Annotated in this window: 14 protein-coding genes and 1 pseudogene; 8 read left to right on the plus strand and 7 right to left on the minus strand. The window is 69.7% G+C overall.

Annotated features, from left to right (window positions below; genetic code table 11):
- The first annotated feature begins 32 nt into the window (after positions 1–32).
- The 3 genes from ACZ5RK_RS08010 to ACZ5RK_RS08020 are packed head-to-tail and all read left to right on the plus strand — an operon-like array spanning position 33 to position 4,368.
- Positions 33–2,924 carry an ATP-binding protein gene (locus ACZ5RK_RS08010; RefSeq protein ID WP_464908724.1) on the plus strand — a complete coding sequence of 964 codons (2,892 nt, stop codon included), beginning with the start codon at positions 33–35 and terminating at the stop codon, positions 2,922–2,924.
- Entirely contained in the window at positions 2,902–3,255 is a 354-nt protein-coding gene (locus tag ACZ5RK_RS08015; protein WP_054647650.1) for a response regulator transcription factor, read from the plus strand. Before ACZ5RK_RS08010 ends, ACZ5RK_RS08015 begins: the two co-directional genes overlap by 23 nt.
- Before the next feature lie 36 nt (positions 3,256–3,291).
- The gene (locus ACZ5RK_RS08020; protein WP_464908725.1) at positions 3,292–4,368 is read left to right on the plus strand and encodes a TRAP transporter substrate-binding protein; all 1,077 of its coding nucleotides are present in this window, start codon (positions 3,292–3,294) and stop codon (positions 4,366–4,368) included.
- Here the strand turns inward: ACZ5RK_RS08020 and fdhF are convergent.
- From fdhF to ACZ5RK_RS08045, 5 genes and pseudogenes are all read right to left on the minus strand, one after another.
- Positions 4,365–6,404, minus strand: a complete 2,040-nt coding sequence (fdhF, locus tag ACZ5RK_RS08025; protein ID WP_464910074.1) for a formate dehydrogenase subunit alpha — start codon at positions 6,402–6,404, stop codon at positions 4,365–4,367. The genes ACZ5RK_RS08020 and fdhF overlap by 4 nt on opposite strands.
- Positions 6,404–7,006 carry a 2Fe-2S iron-sulfur cluster-binding protein gene (locus tag ACZ5RK_RS08030; protein ID WP_464908726.1) on the minus strand — a complete coding sequence of 201 codons (603 nt, stop codon included), beginning with the start codon at positions 7,004–7,006 and terminating at the stop codon, positions 6,404–6,406. Before ACZ5RK_RS08030 ends, fdhF begins: the two co-directional genes overlap by 1 nt.
- Positions 6,996–8,465: an NADH-ubiquinone oxidoreductase-F iron-sulfur binding region domain-containing protein gene (locus ACZ5RK_RS08035; protein WP_464908727.1), complete on the minus strand. Its 1,470-nt coding sequence runs from the start codon at positions 8,463–8,465 to the stop codon at positions 6,996–6,998. The genes ACZ5RK_RS08030 and ACZ5RK_RS08035 overlap by 11 nt, the downstream gene beginning before the upstream one ends.
- A gap of 15 nt (positions 8,466–8,480) precedes the next feature.
- Positions 8,481–9,525, minus strand: a pseudogene (galK, locus tag ACZ5RK_RS08040) (galactokinase).
- 7 nt (positions 9,526–9,532) lie between these two features.
- The gene (locus ACZ5RK_RS08045; protein ID WP_464908728.1) at positions 9,533–10,387 is read right to left on the minus strand and encodes a metal ABC transporter substrate-binding protein; all 855 of its coding nucleotides are present in this window, start codon (positions 10,385–10,387) and stop codon (positions 9,533–9,535) included.
- A gap of 88 nt (positions 10,388–10,475) precedes the next feature.
- Between ACZ5RK_RS08045 and ACZ5RK_RS08050 the strand changes: the two genes are divergently transcribed.
- Positions 10,476–11,792 (plus strand): aminotransferase class III-fold pyridoxal phosphate-dependent enzyme, encoded by a 1,317-nt coding sequence (locus ACZ5RK_RS08050; protein WP_464908729.1) that lies wholly within the window; start codon positions 10,476–10,478, stop codon positions 11,790–11,792.
- Between the two features lie 132 nt (positions 11,793–11,924).
- On the plus strand, positions 11,925–13,658 hold the full coding sequence (locus ACZ5RK_RS08055; protein ID WP_464908730.1) for an aldehyde ferredoxin oxidoreductase C-terminal domain-containing protein: 1,734 nt from the start codon (positions 11,925–11,927) through the stop codon (positions 13,656–13,658).
- On the opposite strand, the gene ACZ5RK_RS08060 is transcribed toward ACZ5RK_RS08055, so the two are convergent.
- Positions 13,631–15,178, minus strand: a complete 1,548-nt coding sequence (locus ACZ5RK_RS08060; RefSeq protein ID WP_464908731.1) for an acyl-CoA dehydrogenase family protein — start codon at positions 15,176–15,178, stop codon at positions 13,631–13,633. The genes ACZ5RK_RS08055 and ACZ5RK_RS08060 overlap by 28 nt on opposite strands.
- A 111-nt stretch (positions 15,179–15,289) precedes the next feature.
- Here ACZ5RK_RS08060 and ACZ5RK_RS08065 point away from each other — a divergent pair, with 111 nt between their 5' ends.
- The 3 genes from ACZ5RK_RS08065 to pxpB are packed head-to-tail and all read left to right on the plus strand — an operon-like array spanning position 15,290 to position 19,225.
- Positions 15,290–15,691: a MarR family winged helix-turn-helix transcriptional regulator gene (locus ACZ5RK_RS08065; protein ID WP_464908732.1), complete on the plus strand. Its 402-nt coding sequence runs from the start codon at positions 15,290–15,292 to the stop codon at positions 15,689–15,691.
- Entirely contained in the window at positions 15,688–17,736 is a 2,049-nt protein-coding gene (locus ACZ5RK_RS08070; protein ID WP_464908733.1) for an MDR family MFS transporter, read from the plus strand. Before ACZ5RK_RS08065 ends, ACZ5RK_RS08070 begins: the two co-directional genes overlap by 4 nt.
- 4 nt (positions 17,737–17,740) lie before the next feature.
- The gene (pxpB, locus tag ACZ5RK_RS08075; RefSeq protein ID WP_464908734.1) at positions 17,741–19,225 is read left to right on the plus strand and encodes a 5-oxoprolinase subunit PxpB; all 1,485 of its coding nucleotides are present in this window, start codon (positions 17,741–17,743) and stop codon (positions 19,223–19,225) included.
- Between the two features lie 68 nt (positions 19,226–19,293).
- Here pxpB and ACZ5RK_RS08080 read toward each other — a convergent pair whose 3' ends face one another.
- Positions 19,294–20,499: a thiolase family protein gene (locus tag ACZ5RK_RS08080; RefSeq protein ID WP_464908735.1), complete on the minus strand. Its 1,206-nt coding sequence runs from the start codon at positions 20,497–20,499 to the stop codon at positions 19,294–19,296.
- Positions 20,500–20,584: the final 85 nt, after the last annotated feature.

The following is a 20,584-nucleotide window of genomic DNA, read 5'->3' on the forward strand; positions in this document are numbered from 1 at the left end:
CAACCCCGGCCCCATGCTACCATTGGGGCAAGATGCGGCTTGTGGGGCAGATGGAGGTCCTGGCGCGGTTCCAGCGGGCGCTTCTCAAGGACCTCGAGCCCACCCAGATCCTCAGGAACCTCCTGGAGGTAGCTACGGACGAGGGGGTGGAGCGGGCGGCCCTTTTCCTGTACCGCCCCGAGATGCGGGAGCTGGTGGGGGAGGTAGCCTCGGGAAGGGGGCGGCACTACACGGTCTCGGCCATCGCCCTCCCCCTCTACCAAAAGGGCCCGGTGCAGGAGGCTTTCTTCGCCGAGGGGCCCTTGAAGCTCAAGGAGGAGTGGCTTCTGCCGGTGGTGGGGGAGGAGGCCTCCTTCTGCTGGGCCGACCCCGAGGGACGGTGCACGGAGCGCCCCCGGGCCACCCGGGAAAGCCGCCCCCTGGTCTGCCCTTCCTGCCCCCGCTTTGCCGCCAGAGGGGTGTTGACCTTGGAGGGGGTTCCCCCTTCCTTAAAGCCCCTCCTCCCCCTCTTGGCCCAGCTCACCGCCTTGGCCTTGAAAAACGGGGAGCTCTTTACCCAGAGGAACGAGGCCCTGGCCCGGCTTTCCCGGCACGTGGAGGCCCTGGCCCACGTGAGCACCCTCGCCCGCGAGGTGGCCCGGGCCCTGGACCCCAACGCCGTGCTGGAGACCCTGGCCCGGGCCCTGGCCGAACGCTTTGGCTTTTACCGGGTCACCGTGGCCCTGGTGCGGGGGGAGAGGCTTCTGGGCCACCTCACCGTGAAGGGGAAGGAGGTCTTGTGGACCGAGGGGAAAAGCGGGCTCCACCTGGCCCTGGCCTCCTCTCCCGACCCCATGGCCCGGGCGGCCCGGGAGCGGCGGAGCCTCTTGGTGTCCCGGGAGGCCCTGCCGCCCACGGTGGCCCAGGGGATGGGGCCCAGCGTGGCCTTCGTGCCCGTGGTGGCCGAGGAGAGCGTGCTCGGGGTGCTGGCCGTGGACCACGGGCCTGGGGGGCCCCCGGTTTCTGAGGAGGAGGTGCGGTACCTGGAGCTTCTGGCGGGGGCGGCGGGGGTGGCCTTCCGCAACGCCCAGCTTTACCGGGAAAAGACGCGCCTTTCCCTGGCCCTGGCCGCCGAGAGAACCCGGCTCTCCCAGGTGCTGGAGGAGCTTCCCGACGGGGTGGTGGTCCTCTTCGGGGAGCGGGGCTTCGCCAACGGCCGGGCCCGGGAGGCCCTGGGCCTGGGGGTGGAGGTGGCCCTGGAGGACCTTCCCGCCGCCTTGGCCCCCGCTTTGGAAGGGGGCAGGCTGGAGCTCGCCCTGGGTGGGGCCACCTACAGCGTGCGGGGTGGGCGGGTGGGGGAGGCCAGGATCCTGGTCCTCCACGACATCACCGAGCGCACCCACATGGAAAGGGCCTTGCGGGACCAGGCGGCCTTCACCCAGGCTCTGGTGGACGTGGCCCAGGCGGCGCTGCGCCAGCGGGGCCTCCGGGCTCTGGGCCAGGCCATCGTGGAGCGGCTCATGGCCCTCTTCGCCGCCCAGGAGGGGGTCCTGCTGGCGGAAGGCGGGGGGCAAGGGGAGGTGCTCCACAGCACCTGCCCCCTGCCCGGGGAGCTTCCCCGGCCCAACCTCCTGGAGAGGGCCCTGGAGGAGGGGGCTCCTTTGGGGGTGGAGGCTCTGACGCCCGAAGACTGCGCCCTGGCGGGGGCCTTGGGCCTGGAAAGCGCCCTGGTGGTGCCCTTCCGCGCCGAGGGCTTCAGGGGCGCCCTCCTCCTGGGTTACCGGAGGAGGCGGCGCTTTTCCGAGAGGCTTTTGGCCCGCCTGGGCCAGGTGGCCACCCTCCTGGCCCTGGTTCTGGAGAAGGGGCGGTTTCTGGCCCTTCTGGAGGCGGAGGAGGAGCGCCTCAAGGCCCTTTTGGAAAACTCCCAGGACGTGGTCTACGTGCTGGACCAGGAGGGAGGGATCCGCTTCGTCAGCTCCAGCGTCCGGAGCCTTCTGGGCTACGATCCCGAAGGGTACAAAGAGGCCCCGGTCCACGCCTTGGACTTCGTCCACCCGGAGGACCGGTCCAAGGCGGAGGCCTTGTTTAGGGAGCTTCTTTCCCAGCCGGGCCACACCCTCACCGGGGAGTTTAGGGTCCTCCACCAAGACGGCACCCCCATCCCCGTGGAGGCCTGGGGGCGGAACCTCCTTCAGGACCCCAGGGTAGGGGGGGTGGTGGTGGACCTCAGGGACCTCAGGCCCAGGCTCGAGGCCGAGCGGGTCAAGGGGGAGTTCATCGCCGCCGTCTCCCACGAGCTCCGCACCCCCCTGGCGGTGATCATGGGCCTGGCGGAGCTCCTCAAGGAGGAGCCCCTCTCCCCCTCGGCCCAGGAGTCGGTGGACCTCATCCTGGAAAGCGCCTTCCGCCTCAAGACCATGGTGGACAACCTCCTGGACACCAGCCGCCTCGAGGCGGGCCGCTTTGAGATCTCCAAGCGCCCGGTGTCCCTGAGGCCCCTCCTTCTGGACCTGGCCCGAAGCTTCCAGGGGGTGGCCCGGCTTTCCGGGGTGGAGTTCCGGGTGGAGGTGGAGGAGGCCACGCTGGAGGCGGACCCCGAGCGCCTGGTGCAGGTGGTGGGGAACCTGCTTTCCAACGCCTTTAAGTTCACCCCCTCGGGGGGAAGGGTGGGTCTAAGGGCGAAGCGGCTTGGGGAAAACCTGGTCCTGGAGGTCCAGGACACCGGCCCCGGCATCCCCAAGGAAGACCTTCCCAGGCTCTTCCAGCGTTACGCCCGGGCCGCGAACGCCCGCACCCGGGGGGTTTCCGGCACCGGGCTTGGCCTTTTCATCTCCAAGCACATCGTGGAGGCCCACGGGGGGCGGATAGAGGTGGAAAGCGAGGAGGGAAAGGGAAGCCTCTTCCGGGTTATCCTACCCCTGTATGGCCCGCATCCTTCTGGTTGAGGACGAGCCCCTGGTGGCCCACATGGTGCGCCGCCTCCTGGAGCGGGCCGGCCACCGGGTGGACTGGGCCCCTTCCGGCCAAGAGGCCTTGGAGCGCTTCGGGGAGGGGTATGACCTGGTGATCTGCGACCTGGTGATGCCCGGCCTCTCGGGCCTCGAGGTGATCCGCTCCCTCCGCGCCGTGAGCCAGACCCCCATCCTGGCCCTTTCCGCCAGCGTCTCGGCCAAAAGCCAGGAGGAGGCCCTGAAGGCCGGGGCCCAGGCCTTTCTGGGCAAGCCCTTTGAGGGCCAGGCCCTCCTTGCCCAGGTGGAAAGGCTTGTGCGGGGCTAGCCCCATCCCCTATAGTGGGAGGCCAAAGGAGGTCCCATGAAACGGCGGAGCTTCCTCAAGCGGGTGGGGGTGGGCCTTGCGGCGAGCCTGGCCTACACCGCCTTCGCCCAGGCGACCCCCCAGGTGCGCTGGCGGCTGGTTTCCAGCTACCCCAAGAGCCTGGACACCCTCTTCGGCGGGGCCGAGGACCTGGCCAAGCGGGTTTCCGAGCTCACGGAGGGGCGCTTCCAGATCCGGGTCTACCAGGCGGGGGAGATCGTGCCCGGGGGGCAGGTGCTGGATGCGGTCCAGGGGGGGACCGTGGAGGCGGGCCACACCTACGGTCCCTTCTACGTGGGCAAGAACCCCGCCTTGGCTTTTGACGGGGGCGTGCCCTTCGGCATGACCTACCGCCAGCACAACGCCTGGATGCTCATGGGCGGGGGACTGGAACTCCTTAGGCAGGTCTACGCCGACTTCGGGGTGATCCAGTTCCCCGGGGGCAACACCGGGGCCCAGATGGGGGGCTGGTTCCGCAAGGAGATCAAGGCCCTCGCCGATCTCAAGGGCCTCAGGATGCGCATCCCCGGCCTGGGCGGGCTGGTGATGGGCCGGCTTGGGGTGGTGCCCCAGACCCTGGCGGCGGGGGACATCTACCCCGCCTTGGAGCGGGGGACCATTGACGCCACGGAGTTTTCCGGCCCCTACGACGACGAGAAGCTGGGCTTTTACAAGGTGGCCCGCTACTACTACTACCCCTCCTTCTGGGAGCCCAGCGCCCAGCTCTCCTTCCTGGTGGGGCAGAGGGCGTGGCAGGGGCTTCCCAAGGAGTTCCAGGAGGCCTTCCAGGTGGCGGCGGCCGAGGTCAACCTCACCATGATGGCCAAGTACGATGCCCAGAACCCCAAGGCCTTGGAACGCCTCCTCAAGGCGGGGGTGCGCCTCAGGCGCTGGCCCGGCGAGATCATGAAAAAGGCCCTGGAGGAGGCCCAGGCCCTCTACGAGGAGCAGGCGGCCAAGGACGCCACCTACAAGAAGGTCTACGCCGCCTACTGGACCTTCCGGGGGGAGGTTTTCCGCTGGTTCGCCGTGGCGGAGCTGGGCTACGAGACCTTCGCCTTCCCCGCCGTTTAATCCGCCTTTTCCAGGCGCACGGCGCTCACCTTGTACTCGGGGATGCGGCTTATGGGGTCCAGGGCGTCCAGGGTGAGGCGGTTGGCGGGGGCCTCGGCGAAGTGGAAGGGGGCGTAGACCACCCCTTCCGGGGTGCGGTCCGTGACCCAGGCCTTGGCCAGGATCCGCCCCCTCCGGCTCACCACGTAGACGGGCTCCCCGTCCTTTAGGCCCAGGCGCCCTGCGTCCAGGGGGTTCACCTCCACCCGCAGCTCCGGGTAGGCCTCGTGGAGGCGGCTGTTGCGGCTTAGGGTCCCCCCGTGCCAGTGGAAGAGGACCCGGCCCGTGGAGAGGGTGAGGGGGAAGTCCTGGGAGGGGGTTTCCGCCGGGGGCGTGTAGGGGGCGGGGAAGAAGCGGGCCCGGCCCGTGGGGGTGTTGAAGCGCTCCCGGAAGAGCACCCCCTCCCCGGGGTGGCCCTCCTCCGGGCAGGGCCAGCGCACCCCCTCTTCCTCCAGCCTGGCGTAGGAGATGCCCCCCATCATCTCCGGCACCGCCTGGCGGATCTCCTCCCAGACGCTCTCGGGGCCGGGATGCTCCCGCCAGGGGCGGCCCAGGGCCCGGGCGAGGCGTTTCCCCAGCTCTTGGGTGATCCACCAGTCGGGCCGGGCCTCCCCCGGGGGATCCAGAAGCTTCCGCACCCGTTGGACCCGGCGGTCGGTGTTGGTGAAGGTGCCGTCCTTTTCCAAAAAGCTCGCCGCCGGCAGGATGACGTCGGCGAAGGGGGTGGTCTCGTTCTCCAGGATGTCCTGCACCACCAGGAAGGGAAGGGCCTGGAGCTTCGCCTTCACGTGGTCCTGGTAGGGCTCGCTGGTCACGGGGTCCTCGCCCACGAGGTAGATGGCCCGGACCTCGGGGATGGAGGCAAAGACCTCGGTCATGCGGAGGCCAGGCTTCTCGGGCAGGGGCACGCCCCAGAAGGCTTCAAACCTCCTCCTTACGGCCTCCTCGGCCACCTTCAGGTAGCCCGGGTAGACGTCGGGCAACCCCCCCATGTCCCCCGCCCCCTGCACGTTGTTCTGGCCCCGCAAGGGGTTGAGCCCCGCCCCTTCCTTGCCCACCTTCCCCGTGAGGAGGGCCAGGTTGACCAGGGCCTGGGCGGTGGCCGTGCCCTTGGTGTGCTGGGTTACCCCCATGGCCCAGTAGGCCCCGGCCCTCTCCGTGGTGGCGTAGAGGCGGGCGGCCTCGGCGATCTTTTCCTTGGGGACGCCCGTCACCTCCTGGGCGGCCTCGAGGGTGTACCCCTCCAGGGAGGCCCGCCACTCCGCGAACCCCTCGGTCCTGGCCTCCACGTAAGGGCGGTCCCATAGGCCCTCCTCCAGGATGTGGCGGGCCATGGCGTTCAAGAGGAAGACGTCGGTCCCCGGGCGCACCCTTAGCCAGAGGGTGGCGGCCTCGGCCATGCCCGTGTACCGCGGGTCCACCACGATCATCCTGGCCCCTTGCCGCACCCGCTTCTTGATCATGGCGGCGATGACCGGGTGGGTCTCGGTGGTGTTGGAGCCCACCACCAGGAAGAGGTCCGTCTTCGGGATGTCCTCCAGGGGGTTGGTCATGCTGGCCCCGCCCAAGGAGCGGCTTAGGGCGGCGGTGGAGGAGGAGTGGCAAAGCCGGGAGCAGTGGTCCACGTTGTGGGTGGAAAGGAGCACCCGGGCCAGCTTCTGGGCCAGGTAGACCTCCTCGTTGGTGGTCTTGGCCGAGGGGAAGACGGCGATGGCCTCCGGCCCCGCCTTCTCCAAAACCTCTAGAAGCCTCCCCGCCACCAGGTCCAGGGCCTCCTCCCAGGTGGCCCGGCGCAAAGGGGCCCCTTTCCTTTCCCGTACCATGGGGTAGAGGAGGCGCTTACCCGAGAAGGGGAAGTCCAGGCCGAAGCGGCCCTTGACACAGAGGGCCCCGTGGTTGGGGGGAATCTCCGGGGCCAGGACCCGGACCACCCGGCCCTCCCGGATCTCGGGCTCCACCTGGCAGCCCACACCGCAATAGGGGCACGTGGTGCGCATCATCCCACCTCCAGGGAAAGGGGCCTCAAGGCCCCCGTGGGGCAGACCTGGACGCAGTTGCCGCAGAAAACACAAGGGGTCTCGGGAAGGGGGCGGTCCAGGGGGGTGGTGGGGTGGGCCAGGAGGCCTCGGCCCTCCAGGGCCAGGGCGTAGACCCCCATGATCCCGTCCCCGCAGGCGTCCACGCACCGGCGGCAGTTCACGCACTTGGCGTAGTCCCGCAGGAAAAAGGGGTTGTCCCTGAGGACTTCCCGTTCCTTCCGCCCCGCCACCCTCCCCCAGCGCTCGGGCCTCGCCCCGTAGCCTGCCATCAGGGCCTGGAGCCCGGGGGCCGAGGAGAGGTCGGTGGTGAGGGCGAGCCACTCCAGAAGGGTCTTGCGGTAGGCCCGAAGCTCCTCGGTCTCCGTGCGCACCTCCATGCCCTCCTGGGCCCGGGTGGTGCAGGCGGGCACCCAGCGCCCATGGGCCTCCACCAGGCAGAGGCGGCAAAGCCCCTGGGTCTCCGTGTGGGGGTGGTGGCAGAGGGTGGGAACCTCGGCCACCTCCAGGAGGAGGGCTCCCTCCCTGGCCTCCACTTCCTTCCCGTCCACCTTAAGCCGCACCTTCCACCTCCAGAAGGCTTTGGTAGGCCCAGTAGGCGCTCTGCCCCAGGCCGCAGAGGCTTCCCTTGAGGGTGCGGGCGAGGTCCTCTAGAAGGCCTCTGTCCCGCTCCTTTCGCCTGACCATCTCCACCTGTACCGCCGTGCCCAAGGGGCAGGGGAAGCACTTGCCGCAGGACTCCTCCCGGAAGAAGTGGGCGAGGCCCTGGAGGACCTCCCAGAGGTCCGCTTCCTTCCCAAAGGCCACCACCGCCCCCGCCCCCAGGGGAAGCCTTTCCTTGAAGCGCAAGGGGAAGGCCCAGTCCCGGGTGAAGACCCCGGCGGCCCCGCCCAGGAGGACGGCCTTCAGGGCTTCGGGCTCTCCCCCCGCCCGGCGCAGGGCCTCTCCCAGGGGGGTGCCCAGGGGGAGCTCGTAGAGGCCGGGCTCGGCCACTTCCCCGCTTAGGGAGAAGAGCTTGGGCTCCCCCTGCCGCCAGGCCTTTGGGCCTTCCCTAAGGATCAGGGGGAGGTTCGCCAGGGTTTCCACGTTCTGCACCAGGGTAGGCCTTCCCCAAAGCCCCCGCTCCACGGGAAAGGGGGGCTTCAGGCGGGGCTCGGCCCGCCTGCCCTCCATGGACTCCAGGAGGGCGGTCTCTTCCCCGCAGATGTAGAGGCCCCCGCTTCGGAAGACCTCCATGGGGACGGGAAGCCCCGCCTCCTCCAGCTCCCGGATGGCGCTTTCCAGGCCCTCTATGGCCGCCTCAAACTCCTCCCGCACGTAGAGGTAGACCCGGCTTGCCCCCACGGCCAGGGCCGCCAGGAGGGCCCCCTCCAGGACCAGGAAGGGGTGGTGCTCCAGGAGGAAGCGGTCCTTGAAATTCCCGGGCTCGGACTCGTCGGCGTTCACCACCAGGTATTTGGGGGGCTCCCCCTGGGCCACGGCCCGCATCTTCACGTGGGTGGGGAAGGCCGCCCCACCCCGGCCCAGAAGCCCTGCCTCTTCCACCCCCTTTAGGATCCTTTCCGGGGCGAGCTGGCCTGCCTCCCAGGCCTTAAGCCAGGAGAACCCTCCCAGGGCGCGGTGCTGGGGGAGGCTCAGGATGGGTTCCGGGGGGATGAGCCGCTTTCCCCGGCCCAGGGCGAAGGGGAGGCGGAACTCCCGGAAGGGGACCCACCGGCCGCCCCACTCCAGGAAGCGCCCCTCGGGGGTAAAGCGGAGGTAAAGGGGGGAAAGGGCCTCGAGGCCCAAAGGGGGGTGGGTGCCGTCCGCCTCCCGCAAAAGCCCGGGAAAGCCCCGGGCCCGGGCCACGGGGTCGTCCACCAGAAGCCTTCCCTGAGGCAGGCCCCGGTACCGGGGGTAGTAGCGCACCACCCCCCAGGCCTGGGCCAGGGGTACCCCCGCCAGGCGGGCGGCCTCCGCCACCTTCTCCTCCGTGAGGGGGAGACGGGCGTCCAGGAGGGGCAGAAGGCTGGGTTGCTCCATGCCCCTAGCTTACCCCTAGAGGATGCGCAACCCCGGGAAGCGGGAGAGGAGAGCCTCCCGGAAGGCCCCGTACCGGCCTTCCTCGAGGAGGGCCACCACCGCCCCCCCGAACCCTGCCCCCGTGAGCTTGGCCCCCAGGGCCCCGGCCTTAAGGGCCTCCTCCACCAGCTGGTCCAGCTCGGGAAGGCTCACCTCGTAGTCCTGGGCCAGGGAGCGGTGGCTTTGGGTCATGAGCTCCCCGAAGGCCCGGGCGTCCCCCCGCCTGAGGGCCTCCACCCCCCGGAGGACCCGCAGGTTCTCGCTCACCACGTGCCGGGCCCGCCGGTCCAGGGGCGGAGGGAGGCTTTCCACCAGGCAGAGGTCGGCCACGTCCCTAAGGGCCCTCACCCCCAGGCGCCTGGCCGCCTCCTCGGCCTCCTGGCGGCGCTGGTTGTACCCGGCCTCCGCCAGGCGGCGCCCAAGCCCCAGGTCCAAGACGGCCACCCGGGTTCCCGGGGGCAGGGGGAGGTTCTCGTGGCCGAGGGTGCGGGTGTCCAGGAAGAAGGCCTTTCCCAGCTCCCCTAGGCTCGCCACCATCTGGTCCATGAGGCCGCAGCGCACCCCCACGTAGGCCACCTCGGCCCTCTGGGCCAGAAGGGCCACCTCTTGGTCGCTTAGGGGAAGGCGGTAGAGGAGCCTCAGGGCCTTGAGGGCGGCCACCTCCAAGGCGGCCGAACTGGAGAGCCCGGCCCCTATGGGAACCTCGCCCTTCAGCGTAGAAGCGGGCCCCCGGCACCGGGTGGCCTGCCTCCCTAAGCGCCAGGACCACTCCCAAAAGGTAGTCCAGGAAGTCCCCCTGGGGAGGGCTTTCCAGGGGCCTGGCCCGAAGCTCCCCCAGGTTCTCGCTGTAGGCCTCCACCCGTCCTTCCGCCCGTCCCGCCTCCACTCGGGTGAAGTAGGGAAGGGGGGTGGGAAGGACATAGCCTTCCTGGTAGTCGGTGTGCTCCCCCAGGAGGTTCACCCGCCCGGGGGCCTGGGCGCTGGCCTCGGGTAGGGCGCCGAAGATCTCTTGGAAGCCCATGCCCTCATTATGGGCAAAGGGCCTTCAGGTTGTGGTCCAGGAGGTCCAGGTAGCTTCTCACCCTTTGGTCCAAGGTGTCGGTGTAGAGCACGGCCACCCGGGCCCCGATGGCCTCGGCCAGGGTCTTCAGGGCCTGCCCTTGGAACTGGGGCTCGGCGAGGACGAGCCTCACCCCTTCCCGCTTGGCCTTCTCCAAAAGGGCCAGGAAGCTCTTGCTTCCCACCTCCTGGGCCCCGCCCTGGCTCAGGACCCCCACCACCTCGAGGCCGTACCGCCTTGCGAAGTAGCGGAAAGCATCGTGCTGGACCACTACCTTCAGGCCTCGGAGGCCGCAGGCCTGGAAGGCCCCGTCCCGCTTTCCCACCTCTTTCCTGAAGCGGTCCAAGTTGGCCTGGTACTGGGCCTTGCCCGCAGGGTCCAGGGCGGAAAGCTCCTGTTGGATCCGCTCCGCGTAGCGCAGGGCATAACTGGGGTCCAACCACAGGTGGGGGTCACAGGGGCCGTGTTCCGCATGCTCTTCGTGCGCTTCCTCGCCACAGATCAGGTCTGGCTGGCCCTCTCCCAGCCTCACCACCTTGGCCCCCTTGGGGAGGAGGCCGAGGAGCTTGGGGAGGAAGGGCTCGAGGCCAAGCCCGTTGGCGAAGAGCACCCGCGCCTGGGCCAGGGCCTTGACCACCGAGGGCGTGGGCTCAAAGGTGTGGGGGTCGGTCCCCGGGGGGACCACCGCCACCACCTCCACCCGGTTTCCCCCCACCTGCCGGACCAGATCCGCCAGGATGGGGGTGGTGGCCGCCACCCGGACCTGGGCCAGGGCGGGGGCCAGGAGGAAGCCGAGGACCAGAAGGATGTGCCGGAGGCTCATGACAGTAGTGATAATGCATTTTCAAACATTTGTCAAGCCCGGTCTCCCCGGACCCCTTGGGGAGAGGGGGGGCATATAATCGGGGTAAATGGACCTCAAAGTCCTCCACCGGAAGCACGTGCTCACACCCTGGCTGGCCCAGAAGGACCTGGACCCTCCCCTGGTGGTGCGTGGGGAGGGGGTGTGGCTGTATGACGGGGAGGGGCGGCGGTACCTGGACTTCTCCGCCGGGCTGGTGGCGGTGAACCTGGGGCACGGCCACCCCCGGGCGGTGCGGGCCATCGCCGAGCAGGCGTCCACCCTGGCCTACGCCGCCCCGAGCCTTTTCCACGACAAGCGGGCCCTCCTGGCCAAAGCCCTCTCCGACCTTGCCCCCTGGCCGGAGGGGGGCAGGGTGTTCTTCACCCCTTCGGGCGCCGAGGCCAACGAGGACGCCATCAAGTTCGTGCGGCACCTTACGGGGCGGTTCAAAGTGCTTGCCGCCTACCGTTCCTTCCACGGGGCCACCCACGGGGCGGCGGCCCTCACGGGGGAGAACCGCCGCTTCCCCGCCGAGCCGGCCATCCCCGGGGTGGTGCACTTCTTTGCCCCCTACCCCTACCGGAGCCCTTTCTACACGGAGGACCCGGAGGAGGAGGCGGGGCGGGCCCTGGAGCACCTGGAGAGGGTGTTGCTCCACGAGGACCCGAGGCGGGTGGCGGCCATCGTTTTGGAGCCGGTGGTGGGCTCCAACGGGGTCATCGTCTACCCGGAGGGATACCTTAGGGGGGTGCGGGAGCTCTGCGACCGCCACGGCATCCTCTTGGTCTTTGACGAGGTGATGACGGGCTTTGGGCGGGTGGGGGAGGCCTTCGCCGCGGTGCGCTTCGGGGTGGTGCCGGACCTCATCACCTTTGCCAAGGGGGTGACCTCGGGCTATGTGCCCCTGGGCGGGGTGCTTCTGCGGGAGGGGCTGGCCCGCTACTTTGACGAGACCCCTTTGCCCACGGGGCACACCTACTCGGGGCACCCTCTGGCGGTGGCGGTGGGGCTTGCGGTTCTGGAGGCCTACCGGGAGGAGGGGCTTTTTGCCCGGGTGCGGGCCATGGAAGGGTTCTTCCGCTCGGCCTTGGAGGGGCTTAAGGCCCATCCTTGGGTGGGGGAGGTGCGGGGCCTGGGGGCGTTTTACGGGGTGGAGCTGGTGAGGGACCGGGGGAGCAAGGAGCCCCTCTCCCCCTGGCACGCTCCCTTGAGCCCGGCCATGGGGGCGCTCGTGAGGGCGCTATTCCGGGAGGGGGTCTACCTTCTCGCCAAGCACAACGTCCTCATCGTGGCCCCACCCCTTACCATCGGGAAGGAGGAGTTCCTGGAAGGGGTGGAGCGGCTTTCCCGGGCCCTCCGGCGCGTGGAGGTGGAGGTGGCCTAGGGTGGGGCTTGGGGGGCAGGGGATTCCCGTGGCGAGGGGGCTTTCCCCTACACTCAACCTGAGGCCAGGGGTCTGCCCCGGGCGGACCTGGGTACCCGGAGGAGGCCCGGGTGGCGCGCGTGGAGGTGGACGGTGTGGCGGTCTTTGCGGGTTGACCTGAAGGCGAGGAAGGCCTACTGGCAAGAGGTCTCCCCCGAGGAGGTGGCCTTTGGGGGTCGGTACCGCACGGGGAAGATGCTCCTGGAGCGGGAGGCCTACCGCTTTGATCCTCTTTCCCCGGAAAACCCCCTGGTCTTTGCCGTGGGGCCCTTGGCGGGGACGGGTTTCTCCAACGCCAACCGCACCAGCGTGGGCACCTGTAGCCCCCTCACCCTCGGCCTCAAGGAGGCGAACGGCGGGGGCACCTTCGGCTACGCCCTGGGCCAGCTGAAGCTTTCCTACCTGGTCCTGGAGGGGGAAAGCCCCGAGTGGGTGGTCCTCCGCCTCACCCGGTCCGGGGAGGTCCACTTTGACCCCGCCTGGGGCCTCCTGGGCCTCGGGAACTTTGAGGCGGCGAGGCGGCTTTTCGCCGCCTACGGGCAGCGGATCGCCTTCGCCCTTTTGGGGCCTGTGGGGGAGTACTTGGGGCTCCTTTCCGGCATCGCCTTCTCCGACACGGACGGCCGCCCCTCCCGCCTCGCCGCCCGGGGAGGCGTGGGAGCGGTGATGGGGCGGAAACGGGTGAAGGCCATCGTGGTGGAGGTGCCGGGGAGGGCGGAGGTCTGGGATAAGCCCAAGGTGGCCGAGGCCATCCGCCGCTACGCCAGGTTCCTTCGGGAAGACCCCCTGGTCATGCAGTTCTACAACGCCATCGGCACCATGGGCATGGCCGACTTCCAGAACGCCTTCGGGGGGCTTCCCGTGCGCAACTTCCGCGAAGGGCGCCTGGCGCCTCCCGAGGCCTTCCGCATGGGCGGGCAGCACATCGCTCCCCTCAACAAGGCCCGGGGCGGCAAGCACACCCACGCCTGCATGCCGGGGTGCGTGATCCAGTGCTCCAACGTCATCGTGGACGAGAAGGGCGAGGAGGTGGTCTCCCCCCTGGAGTACGAGACCATCGGGCTGGAGTACGAGACCATCGGGCTGCTCGGCACCAACTGCGGCCTAAACGACCCCGATGAGCTCGCCCGGCTCAACCGCCTGGCCAACGACCTCGGGGTGGACACCATCGAGACCGGGGCCACCCTGGCCCTCCTCATGGAGAAGGGCCTTGCTTCCTGGGGGGACTACGCCTTCCTGGAGAGGAAGCTAAAGGCCCTCTACACCCCTTCCGAGGAGGCCCGCCTCCTCGCCCAGGGCACGGCCCGGGTGGGGGAGGCCCTGGGGCTTGAGCGGGTTCCCGTGATCAAGCGCCAGGCCATCTCCGCCTACGATCCCAGGGTGGTGGAGGCCACGGGGATCACCATGATGGTCACCGCCCAAGGGGCCGACCACACCGCCGGGAACGCCCCCCGGCTGGAGACCCGGGCCATGAGGGCGGAGGAGATCCTGGAGGCGAGCTACACCGCCCAGGTGAACGCCGCGGCCAACGACAGCCTGGGGCTTTGCGTCTTCGGGGGGAGCGTGACCAACAAGGAGGTGGCCTTCATCGTGGAGAGCGTGAACGCCGCCCTCGGCACCGCCCTCGCCCCGGGCTTCTGGAGGGAGCTTGGGGAAGGGGTCCTGCGCCTGGAGCACCGCTTCAACCACCTGGCGGGCTTCACCCACGAGGACGACCGCCTCCCCGCCTTCTTCTACCGGGAGCCCCTTCCCCCCAAGGGCTACACTGCCCGCTTCCGCCCCGAGGACCTGGGGCCTCTCTACGAGAGGCTCCACCAGGGGTCGTAGAGCCCGGGCCTTCGCCCCCAGGCGGGGAGGGCCTCCCCTTCCAGAAAACGCCGGGCGTAGAGCCCGGCAAGCTCGGGGAAGGGGTCCTCCGCCACCTTCCCCAAGGCGTAGACCGCCGCGGCGTCGGCGAGGCGCCTCAAGGCCTCCTTGGCGTACCAGGGGCCTTCTTCCTGGAGGCGTTTTAAGGCTTTTTCCGCTGCCTCCAGGGCCAGGGGATTCTCCCGGAGCATATCCAAGAAGGGTTCGTGGGCCCCCTTCTTGGCGATGGCCTCCAGCATGTCCAGAGCCTGGATGTTGGCCGGGCCCTCCCATATGGGGGTGATGAGGGCTTCCCGGTGGAAGCGGGCCACGCCGTAGTCTTCCAGAAAGCCCAGGCCCCCGAAGAGCTCCATGGCCAGGGCGGTGACGGCGGTTCCGTGCTCGGCGGTGCGCCCCTTGGCCAGGTGGGAGAGGAGGCGGGCCAGGTGGTAGGCCTCGGTGTAGGGCGGCCTCTCCTCCCAGACCCGGTCAAACTGGGCCACGGCCAAGAAGGCCAGGGCGGTGCCCCCCACCTGCCTCAGGCGCATCTCCAGGAGGTCCTGCGCCACCAGGTCGTGGTCCAAGAGCCTCCGGCCGAAGGCGGTGCGGCGGCGCACCCGGAAGAGGGCCTCGAGGTGGGCCTTCTTGGCGAGGCCCATGGCGGCCACGGCGTTGGCCAGGCGGCTCACCGTGAGGTTTTCCAGGGTGTAGTAGATCCCCTCCTCCGGCCTGCCGATGGGGTAGGCCAGGCTACCCTCCAGCTCCACCTCGCCCGAGGGCACGGCCCTTGTGGCCAGCTTCTCCTTAAAGCGGCGCACCCGGAAGTTGAGCCTCCCCTCCACCTCCCGGGGAAGCAGGAAGAGGGCGAGCCCCTTGGGGCCCTCCGGGGCGCCTTCGGGCCGGGCGGTGACGATGGCGTAGTCGGCGAGGCCCGCTCCCGAGGCGAAGTACTTGTCCCCGGCGTAGAGGCGGAAGGCCCCGCCCTCCTTCCGGGCCAGGGTGCGGTTCGCCCCCAGGTCGCTCCCCCCTTGGATCTCCGTCATCCAGGTGGCCCCGAAGGCCTTCCCGTAGAGGAGTTCCCGCTTCACCCCTTCCCACTCGGGAGCGTACTTGTGGAGGGCATAGGCCACCTGGTGGGTGATGGTGAGAATGCAGTAAAGCCCCCCGTCGGCCAGAAGGTAGCCCAAGGCGTAGTGCAGGGGCCAGCCCCGGCCCTCGTAGGCGGGGCGGACCATGGGGCGGAGCCTTTCCAAAAGGGCCCTCTCCGCAGGGGAGAGCCAGGCCCGGTCTATGCGGTTGCCGTCCAGGTCGTGCATCAAGAGGCGGGGAGGGGAGAGGGCGTCCACGTGATGGGCCACCTCCAGGACCTCCTCCCCCACCAACCTTCCAAAGGCGGAAAGCTCCTCCTGGGGAAGGCCCGGGGCAAAGGTGTCCAAGACCGCTTTCAGATCCGGGTCCAGGGCGTAGTGGTCGTGGCCCTGGCTGTAGAAAAGGCCCTGCATGCGCACCTCCTTCGCCCGTACCCTATTCCCCGCCTTCCTTCCCCGTCAAGGGGGCCCCGGGGTGTAAGTTACTTTACATTTGAACTATTTGGGGGCAAATAAAATGCCCCCGTGGTCTGGACCGCCCTGGCCCGCATCTGGAGGCTCCAGAGGGCCCTCCGGGAGGAGACCGAGCCCGAGCTGGCCCGGCTCGGGTTGAGCGGCTTTTCCCCCTGGCTCCTCCGGGTGGTCCAGCGGCATCCCTACCCCATGGAGGCCGCCCGGGCCATGGGCCTGCCCGCGCCCACGGTGAGCCAGATGCTAAGGCGCCTCGAGGCCCAAGGCTTCCTCCGGCGAAGCCTGGACCCCGAGGACCTCCGCCGCTACCGCCTGGAGCTCACCCCTAAGGGGGAGAAGGCCCTGGCCCAGGCCGAGGGCCTTCTGGAGGCCGCCCTGGCCCGGCGCCTCGCCCGCCTCACCCCGGAGGAACAGGCCCTCCTGGTGGAACTCCTTGCCCGACTGGAGGAACCATGAAAGACCCCACGCCCCAAGAGGTTCGCTTCACCATGATAGGCATCTTCCTGGGCCTTTTCCTCGCGGCCCTGGACCAGACCATCGTCTCCACGGCCATGCCCCGCATCGTGGGGGAGCTACGGGGGGCGGAGTACTACGCCTGGGTCACCACCAGCTACCTCCTGGCCTCCACCGTTTCCGCCCCCATCTTCGGCCGCCTCACCGAGCTTTTCTCCCGCAAGAGCATCCTCCTTACGGCCGTGCTCCTCTTCCTTCTGGGCTCGGCCCTCTCGGGCCTTTCCCAGGACATGGCCGAGCTCATCCTCTTCCGCGGCCTCCAGGGTCTGGGAGGTGGGGCCCTTTTCGCCCTGGCCCTCACCACCATCGCCGTGCTCTTCCCGCCCAAGGAACGGGGGAGGCTTGCTGGGGCCTTCGGTGCCCTCTTCGGCCTCTCCTCGGCGGTGGGGCCTTGGCTCGGGGGGCTTCTCACCGACCACCTCTCCTGGCGGTGGGTCTTCTACATCAACATGCCCGTGGGGGCCGTGGCCCTTTGGTTCATCCTCCGCCACATGCCCAGGCTCTCCCCGGGGCACCGGGAGCCCTTTGACTTCCTGGGGGCCTTTCTTCTGGCGGGCTGGGCGGTGCCTCTGATGCTCGCCTTCTCCTGGGGCGGAAGCACCTATCCTTGGGGAAGCCCCGAGATCCTTGGCCTTTTCGCCTTGGCCGCCTTGGGCCTCCTCCTCTGGGTGGCGGCGGAGCTTAGGGTGAGGCACCCCCTCTTTGACCTCTCCGTGTTCCGCATCCCCACCTTCACCCTCGCCGCCTTGGCCTCCTTCTTTTACGGGCCCGCCTTCCTGGGGGCGGTGGCCTTCCTGCCCCTTTACCTCCAGGTGGTGAAGGGGGTTTCCGCAAGCCAAAGCGGCGTGACGGTGCTCCCCCTGACCTTGGGCGTGGTCCTGGGCAGCGTGGGCGGTGGGCAGCTCTCCTCCCGCCTGGGCCGCTACAAGGCCCTTTTGCTGGGAAGCGCCTCCTTCCTCCTCGCCCTTTTCCTCGCCTTCCATTTTCTTCTCCGCGTGGACACGCCCCTTTGGCTTGCGGTCCTCCTCTTCTTCCTGGTGGGCCTGGGCCTAGGGCCTGCGCAAAGCCTCCTCAACATCGCCGCCCAGAACGATGTCCCCATGACCCGCATCGGGAGCGCCACCAGCGCCGTGCAGTTTATGCGGCAGATCGGGTCCACCATGGGCGTCGCCCTCCTCGGGACGGTGCTGGCGGGTAGCCTTAGCGCCCACCTGTCCCAGGCCCTTCCCGGCGGCGCCTCCGCCCCCGCCGTGGCGCGGGCGGGGGAGGGGATGGCCTTGGATCTGGACCGGGAGTTCGCCCGCCTGGAGGACCTCCTCCTCCGGGCCCTCGCCGGTGACGAGGCCGCCTACCGGGCCCTCCAGGGGGATCCCATGGTGCCCGAGTCCTTCCGGAAAGGGCTGACCCCGGGGGGCATCCCCGCCCGGTTCGCCCGCCTGCGGGGGCTGGCCCTGAAGGCCCTGCAAGGGGACGAGGCCGCCTACCGGGCCCTAAAGGAGGACCCCCAGGTCCCGGAGGAGCTGAAAAGAGCCATCCCTGAAGGCGGCCTGGTCCGGGGCACCCTCGCCCTCCTGGCCAGGGCCTGGGAGGGGGACCGGGAGGCCCGGGCCTTCCTCCTCGCCTCCCCTCTCCTGGGCTCGAGGCTCCAAGACCTCCTGCAAAACCCTCCCCCGCCCGCCCTGCGCCCGCAGGTCCTGGCCCAGGTGGAAAAGGGCTTGAAGGAGGCGGAAGGACAGGCGGCGGGGTCCATCGAGGCCGCCTTGGGCCAGGCCCAGGCCAGGGCCCTGGAGGCGGTTTCCAAAGAGGTGCGGGCCCAGCTGGAGGCGGTCAAGGCCAAGCTTAAGGAGGCCCTGAGCCTGGGGATCACCGAGGCCTTGCGGAGGATTTTCCTCTATAGCGCCTTCTTCATCCTTGCCGCCCTCCTCTTCCTCCTGCCCTTGCCCGATCGGGAGCTTAAGGGGCGGGTCATGCCGGGGGCGGTAGAGTAAGGGTGTGGGGGAAGGGTTTTACCTACGCTTCGGGGAAGGGCTCTCCGAGGAGGCCAACCGCCGGGCCTTGGCCTTGGCCCAGGGTCTTCTTCAAAGCCCTCCCCCCGGCCTCTTGGAGGCGGTCCCCGCCTACGGCACGCTTTACCTGGAATATGATCCCAGAATAACCTCCAGGGAGCGGCTCCTCCGCCTTCTTCACGCCCTCCCCGAGGAGGGGAGGGGAGGGGAGAGGGTGGTGGGGATCCCCGTGCGCTACGATGGGGAGGACCTCCTGGAGGTGGCCCGGAGGACGGGGCTCACCCCGGAAGGGGTGAAGGCCCTCCACCAGAGGCCCCTTTACCGGGTCTACGCCCTGGGGTTTACCCCCGGCTTTCCCTTCATGGCCCTGGTGGAGGAGGCCCTGCGCCTCCCCCGCAAGCCCCACCCCAGGCCCCGGGTTCCGGCCCACAGCGTGGCCGTGGCCGGGGCGCAGACGGGCATCTACCCCCTGCCTTCCCCCGGGGGGTGGAACCTCCTGGGAAGGGCCCTCCTGGCCGTCTACGACCCCCACCGGGAGGAGCCCTTCCTCCTCCGCCCCGGGGACCGGGTGCGCTTTTTTGAGGCCGAAGGGCCCGTCCCTCCCGAGCCCGAGCCCCTGGAGCTCTTGCCCCCTGAACCGGCCCTTCCCGCCTTCCGGGTGGAGGAGCCGGGCCTTTTGGACCTGGTGGTGGACGGGGGGCGGTTTCTGGCGGGGCATCTGGGCCTGGCCCGTTCGGGGCCCCTGGACCCTTACTCCGCCGGGGTGGCCAACCGCCTGGTGGGCAACCCGGAAGGGGCCCCGCTTTTGGAGATCGCCTACAAAGGCCCCGTCCTCACCGCTCTGAGGCCCCTGGTGGCGGCCTTCGCCGGGTACGGCCTGGCGGTCCTCCTGGAGGGGGAGGAGGTCCTCCCGGGGCGGAGCTTCCTCTGGCGGGAGGGGAAGACCCTGCGCTTCCGGCCTAGGGGACGGGGGGTGCGGGGGTACCTGGCGGTGGCGGGGGGCCTGGAGGCCGCCTCCTTTTTCGGTTCCGTTTCCCCGGATCTCAGGGGCCGGATCGGCCGTCCCTTGCGGGCGGGGGACGTGCTGGGGCTTAGGGTGGAACGGGCGGTCCGGCCGGGGAGGGCCTTTGCCTTGAGGCCCTTGCCGGAGGCCTTTCGGGTGCGCCTTCGGCGGGGGCCCCAGTATACGGGGGAGGCTTGGAGGGCCCTTACCGCCGGGCCTTTTCGGGTGGCGCGGGCGGACCGCATGGGGGTGGAGCTTCTAGGCCCGGAGGTGCCGGGTGGGGAAGGGCTTTCCGAGGCCACGCCCTTGGGAGGGATCCAGGTGCCGCCCTCGGGGAAGCCCCTGGTGCTTTTGGCCGACAAGGGAAGCCTAGGGGGTTACGCCAAGCCCGCGGTGGTGGAGGGGCGGGACCTGTGGCTTTTGGGGCAGGTGTGGCCTGGAGCGGAGCTTGTATTCACGAGCGAGTAGAATCGTGAAAAAATACACAAGCATAAACGCCCGGCATCCTGACCAAGGGCAGGGAAGACCCCCCACCCTTATCCCACCGCCTCCACCACGAGGGCGATGCCCTGGCCCACCCCGATGCACATGGTGGCGAGGCCAAACTGGACGCCCCTCCGCCTCATCTCGTGGACCAGGGTGGTGAGGATCCGGGCCCCCGAGGCTCCCAAGGGGTGGCCCAGGGCGATGGCCCCGCCGTTGGGGTTCAGGCGGGGGTCCTCCATGTCTAGGCCCCACTCCCGGAGCACGGCCAGGCTCTGGGCGGCGAAGGCCTCGTTGAGCTCAATGAGGCCGAGGTCCGAGAGGCTCAGCCCCGCCCGCTCCAAAGCCTTTCTCGTGGCAGGCACGGGGCCGATGCCCATGATGCGGGGGGGCACCCCGGCCACGGCCATGGCCCGGATCCGGGCCAGGGGCTTCAGGCCGTGGGCCTTGGCGTAGTCGTCGGAAACGAGGAGCACCGCCGCCGCCCCGTCGTTCAGGGGGCTACTGTTCCCCGCGGTCACCGTGCCCCCTTCCCGGAAGACGGGCTTTAGGCTTAAGAGCTTCTCCAGGGAGGTGTCCCGCCTCGGGCCCTCGTCCACCTCCACCAGGGCCTCCTCCCTGCCCCGCTTCACCGGCACGGGGACCACCTCCTCCCTAAAGCGCCCCTCCTCCCAGGCCCGCACCGCCTTCCGGTGGGAGAGGAGGGCGAAGCGGTCCTGCTCTTCCCGGGGGATCCCGTACATCTCCGCCAGGTTCTCGGCGGTTTCCCCCATGCTCTCGGTGCCGTAGAGGGCCTGCATCCTGGGGTTGACGAAGCGCCAGCCCAGGGTGGTGTCGTACACGACCAGGTTCCCGGTGGGGAAGCCCCGTTCGGGCTTGGGGAGGGCGTAGGGGGCGCGGGACATGGACTCCACCCCGCTTCCGATGTACACCTTGCCCTCCCCGGCCCAGATGGCCCGAGCCGCCTGGGCCACGGCCTCGAGGCCGGAGCCGCAGAGGCGGTTCACGGTGCACCCCGCCACCTCCACGGGGAAGCCCGCGAGGAGGAGGGCCATACGGGCCACGTTGCGGTTGTCCTCGCCCGCCTGGTTGGCGCAGCCGGCGTAGACGTCCTCCACCTCCTCCTTGGGCACCCCCGAGCGCTCCATGAGGGCGGAGAGGACGTGGGCCAGAAGGTCGTCGGGGCGCACCGAAGCCAGCGCCCCCCCGTGCTTGCCGATGGGGGTTCTCGCCGCTTCCACGATCCAGGCTTGGGGCATGAGGCCTCCCTACCAAACGGTCGGTAGCAGCTTACGGGGGCAGGTCCCTTTCGTCAAGGGGCAGGCTTACAAGGGCCTCGCCCAG

It is taken from the genome of Thermus kawarayensis JCM 12314 (assembly GCF_055393575.1).